Origin of the sequence: Cocleimonas sp. KMM 6892 (assembly GCF_035798195.1) — a bacterium.
Classification (GTDB): Bacteria; Pseudomonadota; Gammaproteobacteria; order Thiotrichales; family Thiotrichaceae; genus Cocleimonas; species Cocleimonas flava.
Genome location: NZ_JAPFBV010000004.1, coordinates 273,172 through 296,838 on the forward strand (window position 1 = coordinate 273,172; position 23,667 = coordinate 296,838).

General features: G+C 41.4%; 22 protein-coding genes. 4 read left to right on the top strand and 18 right to left on the bottom strand.

What is annotated here, in order from left to right; translation table 11 throughout:
* Window positions 1-64: 64 nt before the first annotated feature.
* The 13 genes from OO007_RS12915 to petA form a co-directional block, all read right to left on the bottom strand.
* The gene (locus OO007_RS12915) at window positions 65-1,024 is read right to left on the bottom strand and encodes a patatin-like phospholipase family protein (protein WP_325809117.1); all 960 of its coding nucleotides are present in this window, start codon (window positions 1,022-1,024) and stop codon (window positions 65-67) included.
* 69 nt (window positions 1,025-1,093) lie between these two features.
* Window positions 1,094-1,951 (bottom strand): ATP-binding cassette domain-containing protein, encoded by an 858-nt coding sequence (locus tag OO007_RS12920; protein ID WP_325809118.1) that lies wholly within the window; start codon window positions 1,949-1,951, stop codon window positions 1,094-1,096.
* Window positions 1,951-2,928: an ABC transporter ATP-binding protein gene (locus OO007_RS12925; protein ID WP_325809119.1), complete on the bottom strand. Its 978-nt coding sequence runs from the start codon at window positions 2,926-2,928 to the stop codon at window positions 1,951-1,953. Before OO007_RS12925 ends, OO007_RS12920 begins: the two co-directional genes overlap by 1 nt.
* A 7-nt stretch (window positions 2,929-2,935) precedes the next feature.
* On the bottom strand, window positions 2,936-3,829 hold the full coding sequence (locus OO007_RS12930) for an ABC transporter permease subunit (protein WP_325809120.1): 894 nt from the start codon (window positions 3,827-3,829) through the stop codon (window positions 2,936-2,938).
* A gap of 1 nt (window position 3,830) precedes the next feature.
* Window positions 3,831-4,745, bottom strand: a complete 915-nt coding sequence (gene oppB / locus OO007_RS12935) for an oligopeptide ABC transporter permease OppB (RefSeq protein ID WP_299871663.1) — start codon at window positions 4,743-4,745, stop codon at window positions 3,831-3,833.
* Between the two features lie 15 nt (window positions 4,746-4,760).
* A complete protein-coding gene (locus OO007_RS12940) occupies window positions 4,761-6,350 on the bottom strand; it encodes a peptide ABC transporter substrate-binding protein (protein ID WP_325809121.1) in 1,590 nt (529 codons plus the stop codon).
* A gap of 188 nt (window positions 6,351-6,538) precedes the next feature.
* A complete protein-coding gene (locus OO007_RS12945; protein ID WP_131907119.1) occupies window positions 6,539-7,885 on the bottom strand; it encodes a dihydroorotase in 1,347 nt (448 codons plus the stop codon).
* A 113-nt stretch (window positions 7,886-7,998) separates the two neighbouring features.
* Window positions 7,999-8,490 carry a type 3 dihydrofolate reductase gene (folA, locus tag OO007_RS12950; RefSeq protein ID WP_325809122.1) on the bottom strand — a complete coding sequence of 164 codons (492 nt, stop codon included), beginning with the start codon at window positions 8,488-8,490 and terminating at the stop codon, window positions 7,999-8,001.
* A 22-nt stretch (window positions 8,491-8,512) separates the two neighbouring features.
* A complete protein-coding gene (locus tag OO007_RS12955; protein WP_207907138.1) occupies window positions 8,513-8,968 on the bottom strand; it encodes a ClpXP protease specificity-enhancing factor in 456 nt (151 codons plus the stop codon).
* Between the two features lie 65 nt (window positions 8,969-9,033).
* Window positions 9,034-9,663, bottom strand: coding sequence for a glutathione S-transferase N-terminal domain-containing protein (locus tag OO007_RS12960; protein WP_131907121.1), 630 nt, complete (start codon window positions 9,661-9,663; stop codon window positions 9,034-9,036).
* Between the two features lie 197 nt (window positions 9,664-9,860).
* Complete coding sequence (locus OO007_RS12965; protein WP_131907122.1) at window positions 9,861-10,664, bottom strand: cytochrome c1; 804 nt, start codon at window positions 10,662-10,664, stop codon at window positions 9,861-9,863.
* A complete protein-coding gene (locus tag OO007_RS12970) occupies window positions 10,661-12,073 on the bottom strand; it encodes a cytochrome b (protein WP_131907123.1) in 1,413 nt (470 codons plus the stop codon). Before OO007_RS12970 ends, OO007_RS12965 begins: the two co-directional genes overlap by 4 nt.
* Window positions 12,073-12,678, bottom strand: a complete 606-nt coding sequence (gene petA, locus OO007_RS12975; protein ID WP_131907124.1) for a ubiquinol-cytochrome c reductase iron-sulfur subunit — start codon at window positions 12,676-12,678, stop codon at window positions 12,073-12,075. Before petA ends, OO007_RS12970 begins: the two co-directional genes overlap by 1 nt.
* Window positions 12,679-13,013: 335 nt before the next feature.
* On the opposite strand from petA, the gene purB reads away from it, so the two are divergent.
* Complete coding sequence (gene purB, locus OO007_RS12980) at window positions 13,014-14,378, top strand: adenylosuccinate lyase (protein ID WP_325809123.1); 1,365 nt, start codon at window positions 13,014-13,016, stop codon at window positions 14,376-14,378.
* Between the two features lie 210 nt (window positions 14,379-14,588).
* Complete coding sequence (locus tag OO007_RS12985; protein WP_325809124.1) at window positions 14,589-15,728, top strand: cupin domain-containing protein; 1,140 nt, start codon at window positions 14,589-14,591, stop codon at window positions 15,726-15,728.
* A 7-nt stretch (window positions 15,729-15,735) separates the two neighbouring features.
* Here OO007_RS12985 and OO007_RS12990 read toward each other — a convergent pair whose 3' ends face one another.
* The 4 genes from OO007_RS12990 to OO007_RS13005 all read right to left on the bottom strand — a co-directional run bounded on the left by OO007_RS12990 (window position 15,736) and on the right by OO007_RS13005 (window position 21,292).
* Window positions 15,736-19,098 (bottom strand): adenylate/guanylate cyclase domain-containing protein, encoded by a 3,363-nt coding sequence (locus tag OO007_RS12990; protein WP_325809125.1) that lies wholly within the window; start codon window positions 19,096-19,098, stop codon window positions 15,736-15,738.
* A gap of 118 nt (window positions 19,099-19,216) precedes the next feature.
* Window positions 19,217-20,431, bottom strand: a complete 1,215-nt coding sequence (locus OO007_RS12995; RefSeq protein WP_325809126.1) for a class I SAM-dependent methyltransferase — start codon at window positions 20,429-20,431, stop codon at window positions 19,217-19,219.
* 241 nt (window positions 20,432-20,672) lie between these two features.
* On the bottom strand, window positions 20,673-20,984 hold the full coding sequence (locus OO007_RS13000) for a hypothetical protein (protein WP_325809127.1): 312 nt from the start codon (window positions 20,982-20,984) through the stop codon (window positions 20,673-20,675).
* Window positions 20,981-21,292 carry a GIY-YIG nuclease family protein gene (locus tag OO007_RS13005; RefSeq protein ID WP_325809128.1) on the bottom strand — a complete coding sequence of 104 codons (312 nt, stop codon included), beginning with the start codon at window positions 21,290-21,292 and terminating at the stop codon, window positions 20,981-20,983. The genes OO007_RS13000 and OO007_RS13005 overlap by 4 nt, the downstream gene beginning before the upstream one ends.
* 169 nt (window positions 21,293-21,461) lie before the next feature.
* Between OO007_RS13005 and OO007_RS13010 the strand changes: the two genes are divergently transcribed.
* Together OO007_RS13010 and OO007_RS13015 are read left to right on the top strand one after the other, a co-directional pair.
* On the top strand, window positions 21,462-22,418 hold the full coding sequence (locus OO007_RS13010) for an ABC transporter ATP-binding protein (protein WP_325809129.1): 957 nt from the start codon (window positions 21,462-21,464) through the stop codon (window positions 22,416-22,418).
* Window positions 22,415-23,188, top strand: coding sequence for an ABC transporter permease (locus OO007_RS13015; protein ID WP_131907132.1), 774 nt, complete (start codon window positions 22,415-22,417; stop codon window positions 23,186-23,188). The genes OO007_RS13010 and OO007_RS13015 overlap by 4 nt, the downstream gene beginning before the upstream one ends.
* 51 nt (window positions 23,189-23,239) lie before the next feature.
* On the opposite strand, the gene OO007_RS13020 is transcribed toward OO007_RS13015, so the two are convergent.
* Window positions 23,240-23,515 carry a hypothetical protein gene (locus tag OO007_RS13020; RefSeq protein ID WP_131907133.1) on the bottom strand — a complete coding sequence of 92 codons (276 nt, stop codon included), beginning with the start codon at window positions 23,513-23,515 and terminating at the stop codon, window positions 23,240-23,242.
* Between the last annotated feature and the right edge of the window lie 152 nt (window positions 23,516-23,667).

Here is a 23,667-nt window from a genome sequence, read left to right on the forward strand (position 1 = left end):
TTCAATACTGAGCTTTAAATATACAATTTTAGGATAAAATGTAACAACATCAATAGATTAACGCTTATAAACCAAGCACTCTTTTAATTTCGGGCAGCATCGCATTCACGCATTTCTCCCCTTCTTCAATCGCTTCTTTTGCCCGATATAATTCAATAATGCCAATATGAGCCAAATGCGGGGTAATAATAATTTCTGGCGGATCACCCACCATTCTGCTTTTAGTGATTCTGTCCTGAGTAATATTGACCGAACTGGCGATTGTTTCAAACAATGATGGTGAGGTGGCTTTATCCTTTTTGGTTGAAAAGAATGACGGTGTATAACCGCCGATTAGACTAGTAAACTTATCTGCCAGCGCGGGCAAACTATTCGCTTGTGGTAATTGTTTTACTTTCAACTCTTGACGCTTTGTTTCTTTAGATTCCAGGTTTTCAAGATGATTTTTTCTCATGTGGCGACCGAGTAAATCACCGTTCAGATTAACAGCAATCACCAAATCTGCGCCCAAAGCACGGCACGTAGAAACAGGTACGGGGTTTACCAAACCACCGTCGACTAACCATTGATCATTTTTACGAACCGCAGGAAACAGGCCAGGCAATGAAATCGATGACCACACTGCTTCTAGTACCGAACCTTTCTTCAGCCAGATTTCACGACCACTGTCTAAATCAGTCGCAATCGTAGCGAATTTTTTGGGAAGGTCTTCTATCAAAGTAGACTCGGCAGCCACCGTTTCTTGCATTAGGGCATGTAATCTTTTGGTATTTACAAAACCATTCAGCGATGAATTGATTTCGTATAACTTGGCTGATTCAAACTTTGTTAATGATGTTGCCCACTTTTCAAGTTCATCCAGTTTTCCATTAACATAAGATGCACCAACCAAGGCGCCAATGGATGTTCCGCAGACAATATCAGGCTCGATACCGTTTTTAATAAGGGCATTGATCACACCGATATGTGACCAACCGCGTGAAGAACCACTGCCTAATGCCAATCCGATTTTTAAATTATTCATTATGGTCTATTACCTTTAATGGAGGTCACCCCCCTACTTATAGCCTATTTTTATTGGTTTGAATCCAATCTAACCGATTCGTTTTCTTTCCATTGCAGGGTCTGCTAATGGAATAGAATCTAGTAGTTTCTGCGTATAAGCGTGTTGCGGGTTTTCATAGATATCCGAAGCATTTCCTGTTTCGACTACCTGCCCTTTATATAGTACTAAAACACGATCACAGACTTGCCTAACAATACTCAAATCATGCGAAATGAAGATCATACTCATACCTGTACGACTCTTCAAATCCATTAACAGATTAATGATTTGTGCCTGAATAGAGACATCCAGCGCGCTGACTGGCTCATCGCAAATCAACAGTTTAGGGTTAAGAATCATGGCTCTGGCAATGCCAATACGTTGACATTGGCCGCCCGAAAATTCATGTGGATAGCGATTTTTTTGCTGTTCTTGCAAACCCATTGCCAGCATTAACTCTACCACTCTGTTTTGTATTTCTTGCTTCGACAGGTCTGGCTTAAGGTTATACAACGGTTCTGCGATTATTTGTGCGACTGTCATCCGGGGGTTTAACGCATCTAACGGGTCTTGAAAGATAAGCTGAATATGCTCGCGCATCGCTTTATTCTGATCGTTTGTGTTTTTCGTTAAATCCTCACCTTGCCAGAGAACCTGACCAGATGTCATCGCTTGTAACTGCAAGATCGCTCTGGCAAGCGTTGATTTACCACAGCCTGATTCACCCACCACACCTAACACTTCACCCTCGACAAGTTCGAAGGAGATATCGCTAAGTGCCTGTATTTCCTGATTCGGGCCTTTTTTTGCACCTTGATTGAACACCACACTGAGGTTTTCAACCGAGAGTAATGATGAAGCTTGTGAGGGCGAAGCGGACGAAGGGGGCGAAGATAGTGTAGACATTAAATATCCTCCCGAAAACAACTCACTAAATTACCCGCATCGATTTTTCTCTCGGGAGGAGAATCAATTTTACAACGCTCTTCCACAAAGGCGCAACGGGGAGAAAAGGCACAGCCAGCTGGGAGATTCAATGGATCGGGTGGTTGCCCATCTATTGCTAACATTTTACCACTCTTCTCTGTATTGGTCGGCGTTGCCGCTAGTAATGCCTGGGTGTATGGATGCCTTGCTTTATAGAAGATCTCATCTACCGTTCCGGTTTCGACTATTTTACCTGCATACATCACGATAATGCGATCACACAAACCTGCTACTAAAGGCAAGTCATGGGTAATTAATACAATACTGGTTTTTTCTTGTCGGTAGATATCTTTTAGTAATCGAATAATTTCAGTCTGGACTGTCACATCAAGCGCAGTGGTTGGTTCATCCGCAATAATGAGTTTAGGTTTACATAACAAAGCCATCGCAATCACAACGCGTTGGCGCATGCCACCCGACAATTCATGCGGATAGCTATTGAAACGTTGCTCAGGGTCTTTAATTTTCACTCTATCGAGCATTTCGATAGCTCTGCGTTTGGCAGATTCTTTATTAAAGTTTGTACCTTCGTGCACTTCTAATACTTCGGTGAGTTGTTTGCCAATTCGCAGGTAAGGATTCAACGCCGTCATTGGATCCTGAAAAATCATGCCGATTTCTTTGCCACGAATTTTATTTAGCGATTTATCAGACTGATTTAGCAGTGCTTGTTGATTAAAGCTAACCGATCCGTGGGCACTTCCATTAGGTGGAAGTAATCCCATTAAGGCATTAAATAGCTGGCTTTTACCTGAGCCGGATTCTCCCACTATTGCAACGGTTTCTCCCTGATCTAACTCGAGTGACACACCTCTAACCGCTTGAAGCGTTTGCTTTCTCTGAATACCCGAATCCACGGTAAAGTCGACGCGAAGGTTTTCGATGGTAAGCATCATAATCGTTCTACCTATCTTTCGGGTCTAGCGCATCACGCAGACCGTCGCCGATAAAATTCAAACAAAACAATGTGACTGCCAACATAATTGCCGGAGATAACACCATCCACGGCGCTGACTCCATTTGTTGCGCACCTTCAGCGATAAGCACTCCCCAACTCGACATGGGTTCTTGTACCCCAAGCCCTAAAAAGCTAAGGAAGGATTCAAACAGGATCACCTGAGGCACAGTCAATGTGGCATAGACAATTACGGGTCCGAGCGTATTGGGAATGATGTGTCTTTTAATAATCGAGTAATGACTCGCACCCGTTACTCGGGCCGCCTCGACAAACGAACGTTGTTTGAGTGATAAGGTCTGGCCACGAACAATACGCGCCATGGTGAGCCATTCAACCGCACCTATCGCAATAAAAATTAGCCAGATACTACGCCCAAAATAGACCGTCAGCAGGATAACAAAAAACATGAAGGGCAATGCATACAACACATCAACAAATCGCATCATGATCGAATCTGTTTTGCCTCCGGCATAACCGGCGATGGAACCATAGATGATGCCAATGATGAAGCTCACGGCTGTTGCCAATAAACCTACCATCAATGATATGCGTCCACCTTCTAGCGTCCTAACAAATAGATCGCGCCCATTTGAATCTGTACCAAAGTAATGATGTGACTGTAAGTGGGGGGGTGTCCCCATATTATCCCAATCGACAGAATCGAGTTCCCACGGACTAAACAATGGTCCAAAAATACATAAGACGGCGATGATGACTAAAAGCACAATGCTGACGACCGCCGCTTTATTATGCAATAAGCGTCGCCATGCTTGTTGCCACGGTGATAAACCAGCAACTGCGTTATCTGCAATAATCTCATTTGGAATAAGCGCTGACATCTTAGTATTTAATCCTTGGATCAAGCCAGGCATAGAGTAGATCAACCAATAGATTCATCAGAATAATCAGAAAACCGTAGAACACCACAACACCCATCACCAAAGTGTAATCTCGATTGAGCGCGCCATTGATAAAGTGACGCCCTATTCCTGGCAAACCAAAAATGGTTTCCACTACCACAGAACCTGTAATGATTGCTGCTGTTGCAGGACCTAACCAGGATAAGATCGGCAATAACGTTGCTCTTGAAGCGTGCCTTGAAAGAATCAATCGAGTCGGTAAACCCTTCGCCTTGGCGGTGCGAATATAAGGCATATTCAGGGTTTCAATAAGACTGGCTCGTGTCATGCGAGCGACAGTCGCTATCTGCGGCAAACTCAATACAATCACCGGCAATACCATGTGCTTTAATTCACCCCAGCCACTGGTTGGTAAAAGCCCCCAGAACACCCCGAAAAGCAAAATCAAAATCGGCGCCATAACAAAATTAGGAATAGTAATTCCCGTCATCGCCAAACCCATCACCAGATAATCTATCGCGCTGTTCTGTCTTAATGCTGCAATCACACCGAGTAAAACACCAATCATCAAGGACAGTAAAATAGCCAATAACCCCAATTGAATACTCACGGGAAAACCCTGAGCAATGAGCTCGCTTACGGTGAAGTCATGGTATTTAAATGAAGGACCAAAATCCCCTTTGAGAACATTCAATAAGTAGTAACCATATTGAACGGGCAATGGATCATTGAGGTGATAGACCTTTTCCAGATTTGCTGCTATTTCAGCGGGAACTGGACGCTCAGAATCGAATGGTCCACCCGGCGCCAAACGTATCATGAAAAAAGCGATGGTTATTATGATAAATAGTGTGGGGATACTCGAAGCGATACGTTTGGCAAAATATGAAAGCATTGGTTTTTAGAGCAATTATTTAGCTAAATAACGCGTCGGATGAATATCCATCACATTATCTTCCCAGCCTTTTATTTTAGGATTCAGCAAGTGCTGGGTAGTGTAATAATAAATGGGAATTAGCGGCATATCCGCCAGCAATAGCTTTTCAGCATTCTGCATATATTCAGCACGCTGCTTGGCATCTGTTTCGATTTCAGCCTGTTTTAACAGTTTATCGTAGGCTTGGTTTTTATAGCCAGCTGGGTTTATGGTGCCTACATCCGAACGGAATAAATCGAGAAAATTCGAGGCATCGTTGTAATCACCAATCCAGCCTGATCGTATCAATTGGAACTGTTTCTGTGAGCGTGAATTCAAATACACTTTCCATTCTTCATTGCGCAGACTCACTTTTACGCCCAAAGTCTGTTTCCACATCGCCGACAATGCTATCGCAATCTTCTTGTGGTTTTCGCTGGTGTTATAAAGCAGCTCAACCTCAAGGGGCTTATCTTTGGAATACCCTGCTTCTTCATACAATTTTTTAGCCAATGCAACACGCTCTTTTTTCTCCAGCGCAAGCTCAGGAATCGTTTGAGATGTGTAACCATTCATACCTGGGGGTACCCAACCCAAGCCCGGTAGTTCACCCGCTTTAGTGACTTTATCCGTTAGAATATTTCTATCGATGGCAAAACTCAGCGCTTTGCGTAAAGCTAAATTATCTTTGAATGGCGCTTGTTCCAGATTCATTGCTAAATAATACGTGCCAATATAAGGCGTATTACGAAAAGCGTCTCCCAGATTCTTCTTAACCCATGCGATTTGATCAGAAGGCACATCATCGGTGATGTCTAGCTCATCAGCACGGAAACGTTTTAATTCCGTCGCTTTATCCTCGATGGGGTGGAAATAAACGGTGTCTACCTTGATAGCATCATGATCACGATAATGCGGATTTTTTGTGAGTATGATTTTTGATTGTGGTTTCCAATCCGCTAATTGGTAAGGGCCATTCGAAATCAAATTACCCGGACGTGTCCATTTTTTGCCGTGTTCTTTTATTTTTGCTAAAGGTACAGGATAAGCCATGTGATGGCTGAGTAATCCTGTTAAAAAAGGCGTGGGATTTTCTAAGGCTATTTCCAAGGTAAAGTCATCGACAGCTTTGACACCTAATTCGTTGATGTCTTTAATCTCGCCTTTGCTGATCGCTTTTGCGTTTTTAATCGGCCATAAAATGAATGCATATTCTGAAGCCGTTGCTGGCAATAATGCACGTTGGAAACCATTTAAAAAATCGTTTGCGGTAACTTGAGTACCATCAGACCATTTACCATTTTGGCGAAGTTTAAAGGTCCAGAGTTTCGCATCTTCTGAAGTAGTCCAGCTTTCGGCTGCTCCCGGTATTAATGAGCCATCTGCTGCTTCTGAAATTAATCCTTCGAATAAATCACGCTGGATATTCGCTTCTGGAACGCCTGTAGATTTATGTATATCGAGGGTTTCAGGCTCTGCACCATTACCACGATGAATCACCATTTCGGCGTTTACCGCGGTAGAAAGAATACTAGAAAATAAAATCAGGACAGGTAGAAATAGAAGCTTTTGAGAGATTTTCATCAAGGGTCTTTTGGTAGCCAGTTTGAATGATTCTACAACGCCTTGGACTTGTTTTATAGCGATGTTTTACATTGGAAACAAGATCAAAGCCACCCCCCACCTTTGGGGCACTTTTTTTAGTCATTTTTATATTCAACTCAGAAAGTAATGACCTTGTTTATTTGCTCAAAAATACTACCTAAGAAAGGTTAACTACGCTTTTTACGATCAAACTCTATGCGCTGACCAAGATTTCCATTTCTAACTTTTTGATTGATATAAACCAGGTTTCCGTTAACGATGGTAGCGTGTACGCTCGAGCGGAATTCGTAACCATCAAAAGGCGTCCAGCCACATTTCGAAATAACGTCGTCATTACTTGCAGTCACTTCAGTATCAAGATCAACCACAACCAAATCTGCCCAATAGCCTTCGCGGATGTAACCACGGTCTTTGACGTTAAATATATCTGCAACAGCGTGACTGGTTTTAGATGCGATAAACTCTAAGGAGAAAATACCGTCTTGATAATGCTCCAACAGGCTTGGTAATGCGTATTGCACCATCGGTAACCCTGCTGGTACATCGAAATAATTACCCTGCTTCTCTTGCAAGGTATGAGGTGCGTGGTTTGTACCTATAGAATCTAGATGTCCTTCCAGTAGACCCTGAATCAGAGCCGCACGATCGACTGCTGTTTTAAATGAAGGATTACATTTGAGAAGCGATCCAAGCGTTTCATAGTCTTCATCACAAAAGACCAGATACTGACTGCATGTTTCTGCCGTTATCAATTTTTCTTTGAGTGGTAACTCTGAAAACTTTTCGGTCTCTTTGGCGGTGGTGATGTGTAGAATATGCAATCGCGTTTGATGCTCTTCTGCAAGTTTCATTGCTAACGCTGTCGATTTTACACAAGCCTCTTCACTGCGAATTTTGGAATGAAGTTCTATAGGAATATCATCACCATAGATCTGGCGGTAATTTTCTTCGTTTTCCACGATTGTGGGCGAATCTTCACAATGAGTGGCAACCAACAAAGGAGCATGCTTAAAGATATCGTCAAGCGTTTCTTCAACATCGACCAGAGTATTGCCATTCGATGACCCCATAAATACTTTTAAGCCGCAACACGCTAGGGGATCTATAACTTTAATATCTTCCAAATTATCATTTGAAGCACCGTGATAGAAAGAATAGTTAGCAATCGACGTTTTCGCTGCTAACTGCATTTTCTCTTCTAAAATATCTGAATTGAGTACATTCGGAATGGTGTTTGGCATATCAAAGAATGTTGTAACACCGCCTGCTACAGCAGCAGATGATTCGCTTTTGATGTCCCCTTTATGCGTTAAGCCGGGCTCGCGAAAATGTACTTGATCGTCGATCATGCCAGGCATGACGTGCTTGCCTTTAACGTCCAGAACATTGGCAACTTTCATGAACGAAAGGTCTTTTGCAATTTTTTCAATACGCCCGCCTCTAATATAAATATCAGATTCTACGATTGAATTCTCATTTACTATTTTGGCGTTAAGTATTAAAAGAGTAGCCATATATATTTGTTCACTTTAACCATTCAGTTTGTTCACCCCGTTACTAGCTAAGCGCCATATATACAAAAGTACATATTCGCTAACTAAGAGCTTCCACTACTAATCGTTATTTTTTAGTCTTCAGTTCGTATTAGAGTAACGAATGAGTAAGGGTAAGGGTTTTTCTCATCTGCAGGGTTATCGATTCGATCGATTTCTTTCCATGCATATTGAGTATAGTCGGGAAAAAAGGTATCACCCTCTAAATCTGCATCTATCATCGTTAAGTAAAGACAATCTGCGTCCTGTAGAAACTTTTCGTAAAGATGTGCACCACCTGTAATAAAGACTTCGTCAGCACCTTTAGCCGCATCTAAAGCATCAGATAAGGTATTTACAACGGTACACCCTTCTATCTCCAGCTCCGTATTTCGGCTAAGAATGATATTTAATCTTCCGGGAAGTGGTCTTCCAATCGAATCATAGGTTTTTCTACCCATAATGATTGGACTGCCTAAGGTTGTCTTTTTAAACCATTGCAAGTCAGCGGGAAGATGCCACGGCATTTTGTTATCCAGACCTATGACTCTGTTGTGAGCCATCGCAACTATCATTGAAAGTTTCATTTCTAGACCTTTGTAACAGTGACTACTTAACGACTTTTAAACTTGGGCGTTTAGAAGACTTTTTGGTCTTCTTAGTATCGGCTGACGCTGATCCCTTATCCAAGCTCGCATCAGATAGGTGTCCTTTGGGTGGCTCATCATCGGGCGGAGTACTATCATCAAACTCTTCAGGATCAAACGATAAACCTTCACTCGTTTCACTTGCGTATAGTGCTAACACAGCACCAATAGGCGCATAGATAGAATGTGGCTTGCCGCTAAAACGCGCACTAAAACTCAGACCATCATTATCTATCAACAGGTCTTTCGCCGCAGAGGGGCTAATATTAAGAACAATTTTACCATTCTCAACAAATTGCTGGGGAACCTGCACGAGAGGGTTATCTGCAAACAGTACTACATGAGGGGTAGCATCATTATCTACTACCCACTCATATATCGCTCTTAGCAAATATGGTTTATTGGATGTCAATTCCATTATTTAAAGCGCCTTCTTCAATATCGTAAATCAGGGGTATATCTAGCTGGCTTTTAAACGAGCAATTAAGGTCGGATCGACTGCTCTGCTAACGTTAATGATCCCTGGAATAAGTCACGTGAGAATACTCTATCCATATAATCATGGATTGGCTTAACTTCTGGGCCATTAAGATCAATACCGTACTTAGGTAAACGCCAAAGGATTGGAGCAATAGTACAATCAATCAAAGAAAAGTCATTACTCAAGAAGTAATCTTTAACTTCAAAAACTTCTGCTGCAGCTAGCATGCTTTCTCTTAAGATGACACGAGCTGTATCCATGCGTTCAGATTCGCCACTCTCTAAATCACCAACCAAAGACAACCAGTCTTTCTTGATACGGAATAATGTAAGGCGTGTATGCGCTCTTGAAACCGGATCAACAGGCATTAATGGCGGATGAGGAAAACGCTCATCAAGGTATTCCATAATAACGTGTGAGTCATATAGAACTAATTCTCTATCAACCAATGTAGGCGCAGAGTTATAAGGGTTAAGGTCAGCCAAGTCTTCAGGTTTATTATTAGGGTCCATTTCAATAATGTCTGCCTGAATATCTTTTTCTGCCAAAACGATTCTAACGCTGTGACAGTGCGGACAATCCGGCAAAGTAAAAAGGGTCATTACTGAACGACGATTTGCAACTGATGACATCTAAATCTCCTGCGTGCTGATGGTATATACCTACAGCTATATGGGTGCTATTAAATAAACTTCAAGGTCGAAGTAAATCAAATAAAAAAGGCTGCTCATTTCGAGCAGCCCAGTATTTTACACTAAATATTTATAAAAATCCTTGTCAATTAAGTACCTTTGGTATCGGTATTTTCAACAATGATCTTTAACTTACATTAGTGAATATCTTTCCAGTATTCTTTCTCTAACATCCATGAAACACCGAACAATAACAACAAGAATAATAGTGTAAACACACCATACATTTTTCTTGATAATTGCGCAGGCTCACTAACGTATGTTAAGAAATTGGTGAGATCACGTACTACTTGATCGTACTCACCTGGAGACATCTTTCCTGGCTTAGACAATGTTAGCGTTGGCTCACCGTGATGTTCTCCATCACCTTCAGCGTGCTCCATTTCTTGCCAGCCTTGTAGCTCCCATAAAACATGAGGCATACCGACGTCTTTAAAGACAGTATTGTTGACACCCATAGGACGAGAGGAATCCAGATAAAATCCTTTCAAGTAAGAATAGATCCAGTCTGTACCGCGAGAGCGACCAACTAAAGACAGATCCGGTACGCTGGTACCAAATGCTTCAGCAGCAGCTTTTGGAGAGTAAGCGTTCTTCATTAGAGAGCCTACTTTGTCCTGCTTGCCATCTTCATCGTAAGTAAAGATCATGTTTTCTTTCAATAGAGTAGAAACATCATCTCCAGTTAAACCATGCTCTTCATTAAGCCCCATATCTTCAGCCATACGATTGTAGCGACTGAATTTAAGAGAGTGACAACCCATACAATAGTTTACATAGTACTTAGCACCATTTTGTAAGCTTTGCTTATCATGAAGGTCGATATTTGCACTTTGTAGTGCTGCACCATGACCTGCGCCCCCACTAACACTACCTAGGATGAAAACAACCAAGGCCGGCACTAATAAGACAAATATCCATTTGCGAATACTATTACTCATGATGTTACCCTCTCTGGAACTTCTTTCTCTGCATTACAGCTTTTCATAAAGTATGGAAGCAATAAAGTTAACGCTAAGTAACCTATCGGCCATACCCATTGCCACATAATCTGAGCAGCACTCGCTGCATCTCCCGGGTTGTAACGGATAAAATCAATAATGAAAACCGCTGCCGCCAGGATTACGAACCACACCAAATAACGACCTGGTTTCGTAGAATTACTATGAACATAGATAACGGCAAAGAACATGAAATAAATTTCAGTCATTCGCACACCCATCTCTTTAAACTCTGGAGTTACTGCCTTAACACCCAAATAACCCAGGATGATAAATACTGCAGCAAAGATAGCTAGGTTAAGCATGTGTGCAGTATTACGGTAACGCCATGATTTAATCGGGTTGCGATCCAGCCAAGGCAATAAGAACAACATAATAATCGCACCAAACATCGCCAATGTACCCATAAACGGAGACAAGGTAACCGCACGTAGCACTGTATAGAATGGTGTGAAGTACCAAACTGGCGCTATATGTTCAGGTGTCTTCAATGGATTCGCAGGCTCAAAGTTTGCATGCTCCAAAAAGTAACCACCCATCTCAGGCGCAAAGAATATAATCGAGAAGAACACCATCAAAAACACAACGATCGCAGGAATATCATGCACTGTGTAGTAAGGGTGGAATGGAACACCATCTAACGGTATGCCTTTTTCATTCTTCAGTTTCTTGATTTCCACACCATCCGGGTTATTAGACCCTACAGTATGAAGCGCAACGATATGTACAAATACCAAAGCCACCAAAATTAATGGAACGGCAGCAACATGGAATGCGAATAATCGATTCAACGTAGGATCAGAGATAACGAAATCACCACGAATCCAGAGTGATAAAGACTCACCCACCAGCGGTATGGTATTGAAGAGGTTGATGATTACCTGAGCACCCCAGAATGACATCTGCCCCCAAGGAAGCATATATCCCATAAACGCTTCAGCCATCAGAGCAAGATAAATCACCATGCCTATGAGCCAAATTAACTCTCGTTTACCCTTGTAAGAACCGTACATAAGGCCACGGAACATGTGAAAGTAAACCACAATGAAGAATGCCGAAGCACCCGTAGAGTGCATATAACGGATAAACCAACCGCCAGGCACATCTCTCATAATATATTCAACAGAGGCAAATGCTAATTCAGCATCTGGCTTGTAATGCATGGTAAGGAAGATGCCAGAAACAATCTGAATCACCAAAACCAACATCGCTAAAACACCAAAGTAGTACCAGGCGTTAAAGTTTTTAGGCGCATAGTACTCGGACATATGAGCTTTCCACGTTTCCATCAATGGGAAACGCTCATCAACCCAGCCTAGTAATCCTTTATATTCTGTATTGTTAGCCATTAAGCTGCACCTCCGTCTTCACCAACGAGAACTACATCGTCGCTTTTGTAATAGTAAGGCGGCACAACAAGATTTGTCGGCGCAGGAACATTTTTAAATACACGCCCCGCCAAATCAAAACGTGAACCATGACAAGGACAGTAAAAACCACCTTTCCAATTAGCGCCCAAGTCTGCTGGTGCAAGCTCAGGTCTGTAAGTTGGCGAACAACCCAGATGAGTACAAATACCAATTAGAACCAACATTTCTGGTTTAATCGATCTATCTGCATTCTTTGCGTAGGCAGGCTGCTGAGCTTCCACACTTGATTCAGGATCAGCAAGAAGAGGGTCATTAGATGGTAGGTTTTTCAGCGTTTCTTCTGAACGACGAATAAACCAGACAGGTTTACCACGCCAGATAACTCTAACTAACTGTCCAGGCTCAATTTTACTGATATTAACTTCGACAGGAGCACCCGCTGCTTTGGCTCTTGCACTCGGCATCCAGGAGATAAGAAGCGGTGCTGCAAAACCGGCTGTACCTACTGCACCTACTGCTGCAGTGGCAGCGATAAGCATGCGCCTACGCTTTTTATCGACTGTATTCGAATCAGAATCTGACATGATTCATGTTCTCCACATAAATTATAAAAATCTGAAATAACGAGAGAAAAAACAATAAATTCCTCGTTAAAAAACCGCCGTATCGTCGCTTAACTGGCTACGAAGGTCAAGAAATAATCCTAAATTGGTAGGGTTTTTTGATCTAAAACACATAAATACAAAAGATTAAAAAATACCATAAATACAGATTGATATTTCTCTTTCTCCGTGTATTTTACTCACTTCTACAAGGTAGTGTAGCAAAGAGTAGGACAAAGATACTCTTGTATGCGTAAAATCATCGGTTATACTCCGTCTTAAATTTATTCCCACCCCTTATCACAGAACATACAGACATGAATCTATCTGCTTTAACTGCACTTTCCCCGGTTGACGGTCGTTATGCGTCAAAAACTAGCGCACTTCGTGAATTTTTTAGCGAATATGGCTTAATCAAACATCGCGTTTTAGTAGAAGTTCGCTGGCTACAGGCACTTGCAAATCATCCGGAAATTGCAGAAGTCCCTGCGTTTTCAGATACAGCCAACCAACATTTAGAAGCAATTCTAACCAATTTCAATGAAGCTGAAGCACAGAAAATCAAAGATATTGAGCGCACAACTAATCACGATGTGAAAGCGGTTGAATATTACCTGAAAGATCAAATCGCAGATAATGCAGAATTAAATGCAGTGACTGAATTCATTCACTTTGCTTGTACTTCTGAAGACATCAACAACCTATCGCACGCCTTAATGCTAAAAGGCGGACGAGCTGTAATGCTAAACGAAATTGATCAACTAAATTCTGCGATTAGAACCTTAGCACTTGATAATGCAGAAATTCCCATGCTTTGCCGCACCCACGGACAAACCGCATCGCCTTCAACATTAGGCAAAGAAATGGCAAACGTAGCGTATCGTTTACAACGCCAACGCAAGCAAATTTCCGACATTGAAATACTCGGCAAAATCAACGGAGCAGTAGGCAACTACAATGCACATTACAGTGCCTACCCTGATATGGACTGGCCAAAATTCTCGCAAAACTTTATCGAATCATTAGGTATTACGTTTAACCCCTATACGATTCAGATTGAACCTCACGACTATATCGCGGAGCTATTCGACGCGACCGCACGTTACAACACCATCATTATCGACTTCTGTCGTGATATTTGGTCGTACATCTCGATTGGTTACTTCAAGCAAAAAGTGATTGCGGGCGAAGTCGGATCATCAACCATGCCGCACAAAGTTAACCCGATTGATTTTGAAAACGCCGAAGGCAATATGGGAATGGCAAACGCGATGATGACGCATTTATCGCAAAAGCTTCCTATTTCTCGTTGGCAGCGTGACCTTACCGACTCAACCGTATTGAGAACTTTAGGCGTAGGATTCGGCCACACCAGTATTGCTATCCAATCAACGCTGAAAGGCATTTCTAAATTAGAAGTCAACGAAGAAGCCATTGCCGCCGACCTTGATGCAAACTGGGAAGTATTGGCAGAGCCAATTCAAACAGTGATGCGTCGTTACGGCATCGAAAAGCCTTACGAAAAACTAAAAGAGCTCACTCGCGGGCAACGAATAAACGCCGAGAAAATGGCAGAGTTTATTCAAAAGTTAGAAATTCCTGAAGAAGCCAAACAGCAATTATTAGCATTGTCGCCAGCGACTTATATTGGTAATGCAATTGAACAAACAAAGGCGATTTAATTAATTAGTTAAAAAACGCCCATAAGTAGGGGGGTGGGTTTTCTAAACTTGCCAAGCGCTGGCAATGGTAAATTCACCAGTTGTATCGTAGTTTTCGAAAAAACATTGATACCAATGGGAAAACACAATTAAGTGTTTATGAAATATCCAAAGCCCCCCCCTCTACTTTGAGCCAGTTTTTTTAACTAATACAACTCTATACAAATGACTATGAGCATCCTGGGACACATTTCCAAAGAAGAATTCCTACGCGACTACTGGCAGCAAAAACCACTAGTCATTCGGGGTGCATTTGCAGATTTTGAAATGCCTTTTGACGCGGCAGAACTTGCTGGGCTTGCCTGCGACACAGAAGCCCCATCGCGTATTATTGTAGAAAAAGGTCTTGCACCTGATTTTAAGGCATGGACCTCCAAACACTCGCCATTCACTGACGAGGATTTCATAAATACCCCTGATTCTCACTGGACATTTCTGGTAAACGATCTGGAAAGATATGTTCCTGAATTGGGCAATCTGATTGAACCCTTTCGTTTTATACCCGATTGGAGAATAGATGATTTAATGGTGAGCTACGCCGCCGACCAAGGCTCCGTAGGACCGCATGTTGACGAATACGATGTGTTTCTTATACAAGGAGAAGGAAAACGACGCTGGAAGATAAATACGGCCACTGATTACCCAAAAAATCTTATTCCTGATACCTCTCTAGCAATTTTAGAAGAATTTGCAGCAGATGAAGAATGGTTACTGGAAAAAGGAGATATGCTCTATTTACCTCCAAATATGCCACATCATGGGGTAGCTGAAGGTGAATGCTTTACTTTTTCTGTAGGATTTCGTGCTCCTAGCATTCTAGAAATGTCTCAAAGCTGGATAGAGTCTTTTGATGACGCCGAGATGAATCGACGCTTCAAAGATGACGGCAGAAGCCCTCAAGAGAACCCAGGTGAAATTAATGCTAAAGACCTTCAGGCATTAACGGATCAGATTGTTTCAGCTGTCGACAGACAAAAACAGAACTTACCTATTTTTATCGGCAAATACTTAACAGAAAATAGAGGTGAGCAAGAACAACTGGAAGACACCGAAGAAGAGATAGCAGACAATCAGGATTATGAGCGACAAAGCGGATTACGTATTGCTTACACCGAAGATTCCCATGCCATCCATTTATTCGCCTCTGGAAACCATTTGGAATTACCCTTGAACTTGAAAACAGACGTTCAAGAATTATGTGAAAATTTTTACTACACTAGCGATTCGTTAAAAACACTACTAGATAACAATAACTTCAGAGCTTTATTTCAACAATTGCTTTCACAAGGCAGCGTTTTTCCTTCTGAATAAAATGATGCTAAAGCGTATAAAGTGGCGACGTGGATGCCGTGCAATTTAAAAGCTGCTCTGCCTGCAATAAATCCTTGGTGTGCTCTTTATTCTCAAATTTATCATACACCAGTTGTAACTGTTTTTTAGCGAACTCTATTTCAACCGCTTGATCGGCGAGCCGAAGCAAACTCATAGCTGCTCTTAATTCTTGTGACAAAGAGCCTTGATTCAATGAAATATTAAGCGCTTTCTCAAAAGATTTTTTTGCTTTCTGAGGCTTTGGCTTTTCTGCATTCAAGAGTAATTCCCCAATGGTTCGATGCGTTTCTGCATCCACCCAGTGCTCTCCACCAATCTCAGATGTTTTTAATGATTGCTCCAGAGTATCCAGCCCCTTTTGGATATACCCCATTCGCATACAGGCTTGTGCATAAATAATCATGATATATGGACGGAATAAACCGAGATTCATGGAATTATAGGCAGACAAGCCCTGCTCCAGAATATCCATTCCCTGTTTTGATTCATCTACATTTCTTCCCAGACGTACCATTGCCCAGCCTTTGAACATTAAACCACCAATTTTCCACAATGGTGTTTCCAGACGCATAGCATCTTCAATGGTTTTATTGCAGGCTTCTATAACGGCTTCCGTTTCATCTAAAAGCGCAAGCGGTAACACTTTTCCCACAAAGTTTGAAATGCCTATGGTATTCGCACTTCCAATATTTTCTGCTAATTCTCTCGCCTCATCACTGCAGCTGAGCATTTCTGTAAACTTGCCCTGATGCCATTGATTTAGTATCAGGTAAACCAATGAAGTGACTTTGATATCTTGCCCATATAAGACATCTAAGCCTTTATGATGCTCATAGGAATAGGCCTTTAATGAATTTTTAAAATAGGTCTCAGCTTTTTTAGATTCGCCTAGCAGCAATAATGACGAACCACGCATGCGGTTTCCTACCATTTCTAAATATTGATTAGAATGTGTATGACTTTTGGCCAGCAACACAAACTCATCCACTAAACTTTCTGCTTTGTGTATCAAGCCGCACACTTGATAAAACGCATATCGACCATGCAATACCGGAAATATTTCAGGTGAAGATTCTAATTTCTTAGAAAGCTTTAAGGCTCGTGTAAAGGCCTTCTCAACCAGAGGTGAAACGTAGCTCTGCGCTGCAATCAAAGGCCCAATAAGCCTTACTTGTAACTGAAACTCCTGAGACATGACTTTTTTGATTTGAGGAAGGCTGCTCAATAATTCCACACCTTTACTCAAATGTGAGATCGCTTCATGATGCGAAGACGTCAATGTAGCCTGGTTCCCCGCCAGCAATAAATAATCTACCGCCAAAGATACTTTGTTAGCTTCAATATAATGCGTAGCCAACACCTCTGGCTCAGACGTCAAGACATTAGGAAAATGCTCAACAATGGCATCGGCAATCAAGCCGTGGTATCTACGGCGGGTACTTTTTAGCAAGGACTTATAAGCAGTTTCTTGTAGTAGCGCATGCCTAAATTCATATTGCCTGCCATCACCTGTGCTTTTTTGTTCAATAATATTCAAACTGATAAGCTTTTCTAACGCTTCATCAAGCTTATCGACATCTCCAACTGGCAAACATCTTAATAACTCAAACGAAAATTGCCGACCAATAGTTGCCGCCAATTGAGTTATCTTTTTCACACTGGATAACTGATCTAAACGAGCCATCAGAGAATCTTTAAGGGTAGTGGGGATTTCTACTGACGACAAAGGAATGGCTAACTCATAGCGCTTATTTTTTTGAGTTAACAAGCCAGAATCAATGACGGTTTTTGTCAGCTCCTCAATAAACAAAGGAATGCCATCCGTTTTAACCACTAATTCCCTAATTAACTCATCAGGTAAGGAAAGGTCACCAGCCAATTGTGAAATCATGGAATAACTACTTTCCTGATCAAGCCTATTTAAAACCAGTTCCTTTAATACCACGTCTTCATCAACTTTGACCTTGTAACCTGGTCGAGAAGTGATAAAAAATAAAATGCGTTTTGATGCTAATTTGGTACCGAGGACGTCCAGCATTTCCTGAGTAGATGGATCAATCCAATGCGTATCTTCGAAAATCAACAACAATGGATGCTCATCTGCCATTTTTTGCATAAGCCCAACCCAGGCCTGGAAGATGATTTGCTTGGTTTTATCAGGGTTTAGCGTCACAGGTTCCTCACCAACAACCTTAACCCCTAACAAAGGTGCAAATAAGGGCGCATATTTACCTAAGGGTAATGCAAACTCATCAAAAAAGGCTTCTAAGCGCTTATATTTGACCTCATCGGTATCCTCATTTTTTAGGTTAAGCAGATACTTGAGATAAGTTACGATCGGGTGAAAAGCGGTATTAGTGTGAACAGAAGAGCATTGGTACAACCGTAAATGTTGCGGATCTTTATCAACCCTGCGCATAAACTCAGAAACAATTCTGGATTTACCGACCCCTGCTTCACCAGTTAAATGTACGATCTGACCTCTGCCAGATTTGGCCTGCTCCCAGCACTCTGCAATGATATCCAGCTCGCGATTACGGCCAATGATAGGCAATAAACGCTTTTTGCGACGCACGTCAAACTCATTAAGGAAATCACTTTCAGCGATGACCTTAAAAATCGTTAGATTTTGAGATACACCTTTGAGCGATTGCTGACCAAGGTTTTGCGTAATAAACAACCCTTTGACCAAATCATTAGTATCCTCACTAATCGCAATTGTGTTTGGCTCAGCAATATGCTCAATGCGGGCGGCAATATTAGGGGTCTCACCGACGATAGCATTTTCTTCACGATTATCGTCGCTACCCATTTGCCCAATAACTACGAGTCCGGTATGAATACCAATACGAACCTTGAGTTTTACATTGTATTCAATGATTAAGGTTTCATTGAGCTTCTCGATACGTTCAATAACACCTAAACCTGTAAGGATCGACCTTTTGGCATCATCTTCATGCGCATGCGGATGACCAAAATAGATCAGTAAACCATCACCAATATATTTGGCTATATGACCACCATAACGAAGCGTTACTTCAGCGATACATTGTTGATAAGAACGCAAAAGATCACGTAAATCTTCTGGGTCAAATTGTTCAGCCAATTCAGAAGACCCGACCAAATCACATTGCATCACGGTTAATTGGCGTCGCTCCGCCTCGGGATGAGATTTTACTGATTCGATAGATTGATCTAATTTTACGCCACAGCCACCACAAAAATTAGCATCTAACTGATTTTTAAAACCACACGAAGTACAACGTCTTGCCAATGGTACACCGCACCCTTTACAGAACTTCTGTTGAGGGTTATTAGATACACCGCAATCATTGCAGCTGATTTTCATAAATTAATTCTCGCTCACAACCAATATCATAAAAGGTTGTATTAGTTAACGAACACATCTTGTATTTAATAATTATTCCATGTCCGTTCGCTTCAGAATGTAAGTATTTCACATAATCTTAGCTTGGAGGATTTAAGGTTAAAACCAGCCGATAGGCTTGCAACTGATTATGATAAAAATTATGCGCAACGCCCCAAAGGTACAATAAAAACTTCGCATATAGCTCTCGACCCCATCGGTCGATGATTAAATTCCGATTAGCTTCCATCTTTTCTGCCCAGGCTTTACACGTTAAGTAGTAGCTATGCCGGTCAGTGTGAACCGTTAACAATTCCATATCACTTTTTTGCACTTCAGCTAAGAAATCATGAATACTTAATGTACAGTGATTGCCAGGGTAGATATATCGGTTTAAAAAAGCATTAAACTCGAATTTTTTGGTACTCGCGCTGCCGTCAAAATAAGCATATCCACCGGGCTTGAGGAGGTTCTCCAGTTTTTTTACAACCTTATCGTAATACGGCATGTGCTCAATAACACCGAGTACTACAATGGCATCAAATTTTTCCTCTGGTTCAAATTCAAGGAAATTCTTTTTGATCACATGGCAAGGCAGATTATTTTCTTTGATCAATCGACTTAGATATTCTTCCGAATGATCCGCTATGGTTAATGACGTAACCTCAATACCTTTTTTCCCGGCATATTCATTGAATGCACCCCAACCACCACCTACATCTAGTACTTTTGACCCCTTTGTTAGTTTGCAGGATTCGATCACATAATCGAGTTTTCGAATCATCGCGGTCTCTAGACTTTCATCATCAGATTCGTAAACCCCTTGAGAATAGGTGCGCGTCTCATCAAGTATGACCATGTAAAAGTCATCGTCAAATTCGTAATGTTCCTGAATAGCATTTCTATCGTCTTTTACCTGTCCAAACACTTTAGGTTTAATGCGACGAACGAAATCAAGTAATGGGTGGTTATCAGAGATTGCATGGCGTAAATCCAGGACCTTCATAAAATTACCCAGGATTTCGATGTCGCCTTTTATATAAGCTTCTGCTAATGCCAGCTCATCCAAAGAAACTAATGCGGTGACTGCTTTATTATTGTTTAGATGTATTTCAAATTCTGAATCAGAAGACTTGTCGCCTATTTTAATTTCATGCTTGTCTGGCATATAAACAGATGCCGCACAATTTGTTGCATTATCCAGAGCCTTCAAAACCCACGCTAGTTTTTTCCCTGGAACATATTTTTGGACTACTGCATCATTTCTATTTAATTCATCATGATTGGAAGCATCGTCGATATCCGCCACCCTCATAGTAACTACCTCGCTTTCGTTGCTTTTTTATTATCCTTATTTTATATACTTATATAGCCCATCTTGTTGATAAATCCAGTCAAAAAATCTCACCTATGTGTTTATTAGCCTATTTAACTCACGTTTTTTACTTAAAAAGTAATGGCTAACAACGATCAGAAGCGACTCTATTCATCACCCCTAACCACACTTTTCTATTTGAAGACTTTTGTTATTATAAAATTTGAAAAAACAAAGAACATTATTTTTTCTTTATCAATAAACCTGAGATGAACTCATATTTAGATCGCGTAAGCTCACTCTGCGGCTCGATGCCAGAGTCATTGAAATACCAATTAACAGCAGCGATTAAAACAGGTCGCTGACGTGTACTAATTTCACAAGTGTTGCCAGAGTTAATCTTTGCAATGATTGCTATCAAAGCTTCACGAGATGCGGCCGCACAATCAGAGCCCCCTGTGGGATACGCTGCCTCAATATAATGATGTAATGCCTTAGTTAGAACTTCCCCTGCCCCATCAGAAGCATCAAAGATAAAGGTACGTTTTTTCATTTGCCTTTGCTTACAGCGGTATCAGCCGTATTTAGAAGAGAAACCTTCAATTCACCTCTAACAAAAGATTCTTTGTCACTCTTTTTCAATTTCTTGAGTTGATATTCACGCTGGCAAGCCGCGGATCGTGATTCTGCCGTCTCTTCATAGACTAGAGAAACCGGGCGTTTTGCCCGTGTATATTTTGCGCCTGCCTTGTCTTCGTTATGTTCCTTTAAGCGACGCTTAACATCCGTTGTAACGCCGGTATATAAGCTGTTGTCAGCACAGCGAAGCATATATACAAACCACTCAGATATTTGCCCCATTTCTTCCCTTTAACCATTTTTATAATTTTATTACCATGCAGCAAAGGATAAAACCCTGCCAAGTAACAGCACATTAAAAACAGTTTTTATATTTAAATTGAATTGTTGGATAAGATACCACATCATTCGCTAGGATCGAATCCGCTAAATTTGTATAGATAATAAACTCATGAAACCTGCACTAAAAATAACAAATCTGAAGAAAACCTACGGCGAGAATATGCATGCGCTCAAAGGCATCGATTTACAGGTCGAGCAAGGCGATTTCTTTGCGCTACTTGGGGCAAATGGCGCTGGCAAATCGACAACGATTGGTATTATTTGTTCTCTCGTGAATAAAACAACAGGTAGTGTAGAAGTGTTTGGTTACGATCTGGACACCCAACGCGAACAAGTACAGGAACATATTGGTTTAGTCCCACAGGAGTTTAACTTTAATGTGTGGGAGCCGGTGATGGACATACTCATCAATCAGGCCGGCTACTACGGTATCGACCGAATTACCGCAACTGAACGTGCAGAAGAACTGCTCAGACACCTTGATCTATGGGATAAACGCCATGAACAAGCGAATAAGCTTTCAGGTGGTATGAAGCGTCGTCTGATGATTGCCAGAGCTTTGCTGCACAAGCCTAAACTATTAATTTTAGATGAACCAACAGCGGGTGTGGACATTGAAATTCGCCGCTCAATGTGGAAATTTCTGACCCAACTCAATCAGGCAGGAACAACCATCATTCTAACCACACATTATCTGGAAGAAGCGGAAAGCATGTGCGATAACATCGCCATTATTAATCGTGGCGAAGTGGTTAGTAACACCAGCATGAAGGAATTGCTTTCGCATTTAAATGTAGAAACATTTGTGCTCGATGTGAAAGAACCCATCACTGATCTCCCTCACATTGAAGATATTACCTTGCGCCAACGCGACGCGAACACCCTCGAAGCTGATTTAGACAAATCCAGATCGCTGAATTTTCTTTTTGAAAAACTCAGTGAACACAATATTCGTGTTTCAAGTATGCGAAATAAAACCAGTCGTTTAGAAGAGCTATTTATCAACCTGGTTGAAAAAGATAAAGTCCAAGACAACGAATTAAATGACGCGGAGGCAGCCTCATGAACAACAAAAAAAACCTGACTGCCTTTAGAACCATTATCACTAAAGAAGTGTTACGCTTCTTGAGAATCTGGGTGCAAACCCTAATACCACCCGCAATCACCATGACCTTGTACTTCGTGATTTTCGGTAACTTAATTGGTAGTGCAATCGGCGAAATGGGTGGTTTTAAATATATCGAATACATCACACCCGGTTTGATCATGATGTCGGTAATTACCAACTCATACTCCAATGTCGTTGCCGCATTTTTCAATGCGAAAATGTACGGCCACGTTCAGGAAATGCTGATTTCACCTGTGCCTAACCATGTCATTTTACTCGGCTATATCGGTGGTGGAATGGCGAGAGGATTAACCGTAGGCTTAATCGTGACACTGGTCTCTTTATTCTTTTCAGAATTGCACATCGAACATCCGATAATGACGATCTTCATCGTATTGATGACGTCCATGCTGTTCTCAATTGCAGGTTTCATTAACGCTGTATATGCGAGAAACTTTGATGACATCAGCATTATCCCAACCTTCGTATTAACGCCCCTAACCTATCTGGGTGGCGTTTTCTATTCGATTAGTCTGCTCTCTGAATTCTGGCAAACCGTATCGTTAGCAAATCCGGTACTCTATATGGTGAACGGTTTCCGCTACGGTATTCTTGGTGTTTCAGATATTAACCCCTGGGTGAGTTTCTCGTTAATTATCGCATTCATAGCCGTATTGTATTTCATCGCTTATCGATTATTAAAAAATGGCGTTGGAATCCGATCTTAAGGCCACCCCCCTACTTTGAAGGCTTTTTTTAAAGCATTGATGTAAAGTGCTTTAATTCATATAGCTGCGTTTTGAAGATTCACTTTTGCTTTCGATCACATTCAACATGAGATTGGCTTGCCTTAACTGTTTCTCCAAATCTGATTTTAGCTTTTGAATGTATTCGGGATTATCTTGGTCCACTAATGATTGCTCTATGCGCGCTAAACTTTTTGTATCGTTTCTACCGTAACTCTCCGTTTTAGCGGTTAAGTCGTTTGCCACACCCTCAGCATAAATTACCACAAGCCCGATGTAGGATAATGACAAGGTTAGTGTTGTAGCCATCACTATTGATTTGCTACTTATTTTTTTTATTGATTTAAAATTCATTGTTAATTCCATTTTATTGTTTTTTTTAATGTCGTTTTAATGAGCTTTGAAGCCCGCTTACAAAACGCTCGTATGAAACGAAACGTTCGTATGTAATAGAAGCCTTT

Bases quoted from the DNA above. Each gene is read 5' to 3' on its own strand.
- OO007_RS12915 (WP_325809117.1), bottom strand. From the start codon at position 1,024: ATGAATAATTTAAAAATCGGATTGGCATTAGGCAGTGGTTCTTCACGC.
- OO007_RS12920 (WP_325809118.1), bottom strand. From the start codon at position 1,951: ATGTCTACACTATCTTCGCCCCCTTCGTCCGCTTCGCCCTCACAAGCT.
- OO007_RS12925 (WP_325809119.1), bottom strand. From the start codon at position 2,928: ATGATGCTTACCATCGAAAACCTTCGCGTCGACTTTACCGTGGATTCG.
- OO007_RS12930 (WP_325809120.1), bottom strand. From the start codon at position 3,829: ATGTCAGCGCTTATTCCAAATGAGATTATTGCAGATAACGCAGTTGCT.
- oppB (WP_299871663.1), bottom strand. From the start codon at position 4,745: ATGCTTTCATATTTTGCCAAACGTATCGCTTCGAGTATCCCCACACTA.
- OO007_RS12940 (WP_325809121.1), bottom strand. From the start codon at position 6,350: ATGAAAATCTCTCAAAAGCTTCTATTTCTACCTGTCCTGATTTTATTT.
- OO007_RS12945 (WP_131907119.1), bottom strand. From the start codon at position 7,885: ATGGCTACTCTTTTAATACTTAACGCCAAAATAGTAAATGAGAATTCA.
- folA (WP_325809122.1), bottom strand. From the start codon at position 8,490: ATGAAACTTTCAATGATAGTTGCGATGGCTCACAACAGAGTCATAGGT.
- OO007_RS12955 (WP_207907138.1), bottom strand. From the start codon at position 8,968: ATGGAATTGACATCCAATAAACCATATTTGCTAAGAGCGATATATGAG.
- OO007_RS12960 (WP_131907121.1), bottom strand. From the start codon at position 9,663: ATGTCATCAGTTGCAAATCGTCGTTCAGTAATGACCCTTTTTACTTTG.
- OO007_RS12965 (WP_131907122.1), bottom strand. From the start codon at position 10,664: ATGAGTAATAGTATTCGCAAATGGATATTTGTCTTATTAGTGCCGGCC.
- OO007_RS12970 (WP_131907123.1), bottom strand. From the start codon at position 12,073: ATGGCTAACAATACAGAATATAAAGGATTACTAGGCTGGGTTGATGAG.
- petA (WP_131907124.1), bottom strand. From the start codon at position 12,678: ATGTCAGATTCTGATTCGAATACAGTCGATAAAAAGCGTAGGCGCATG.
- purB (WP_325809123.1), top strand. From the start codon at position 13,014: ATGAATCTATCTGCTTTAACTGCACTTTCCCCGGTTGACGGTCGTTAT.
- OO007_RS12985 (WP_325809124.1), top strand. From the start codon at position 14,589: ATGAGCATCCTGGGACACATTTCCAAAGAAGAATTCCTACGCGACTAC.
- OO007_RS12990 (WP_325809125.1), bottom strand. From the start codon at position 19,098: ATGAAAATCAGCTGCAATGATTGCGGTGTATCTAATAACCCTCAACAG.
- OO007_RS12995 (WP_325809126.1), bottom strand. From the start codon at position 20,431: ATGAGGGTGGCGGATATCGACGATGCTTCCAATCATGATGAATTAAAT.
- OO007_RS13000 (WP_325809127.1), bottom strand. From the start codon at position 20,984: ATGAAAAAACGTACCTTTATCTTTGATGCTTCTGATGGGGCAGGGGAA.
- OO007_RS13005 (WP_325809128.1), bottom strand. From the start codon at position 21,292: ATGGGGCAAATATCTGAGTGGTTTGTATATATGCTTCGCTGTGCTGAC.
- OO007_RS13010 (WP_325809129.1), top strand. From the start codon at position 21,462: ATGAAACCTGCACTAAAAATAACAAATCTGAAGAAAACCTACGGCGAG.
- OO007_RS13015 (WP_131907132.1), top strand. From the start codon at position 22,415: ATGAACAACAAAAAAAACCTGACTGCCTTTAGAACCATTATCACTAAA.
- OO007_RS13020 (WP_131907133.1), bottom strand. From the start codon at position 23,515: ATGGCTACAACACTAACCTTGTCATTATCCTACATCGGGCTTGTGGTA.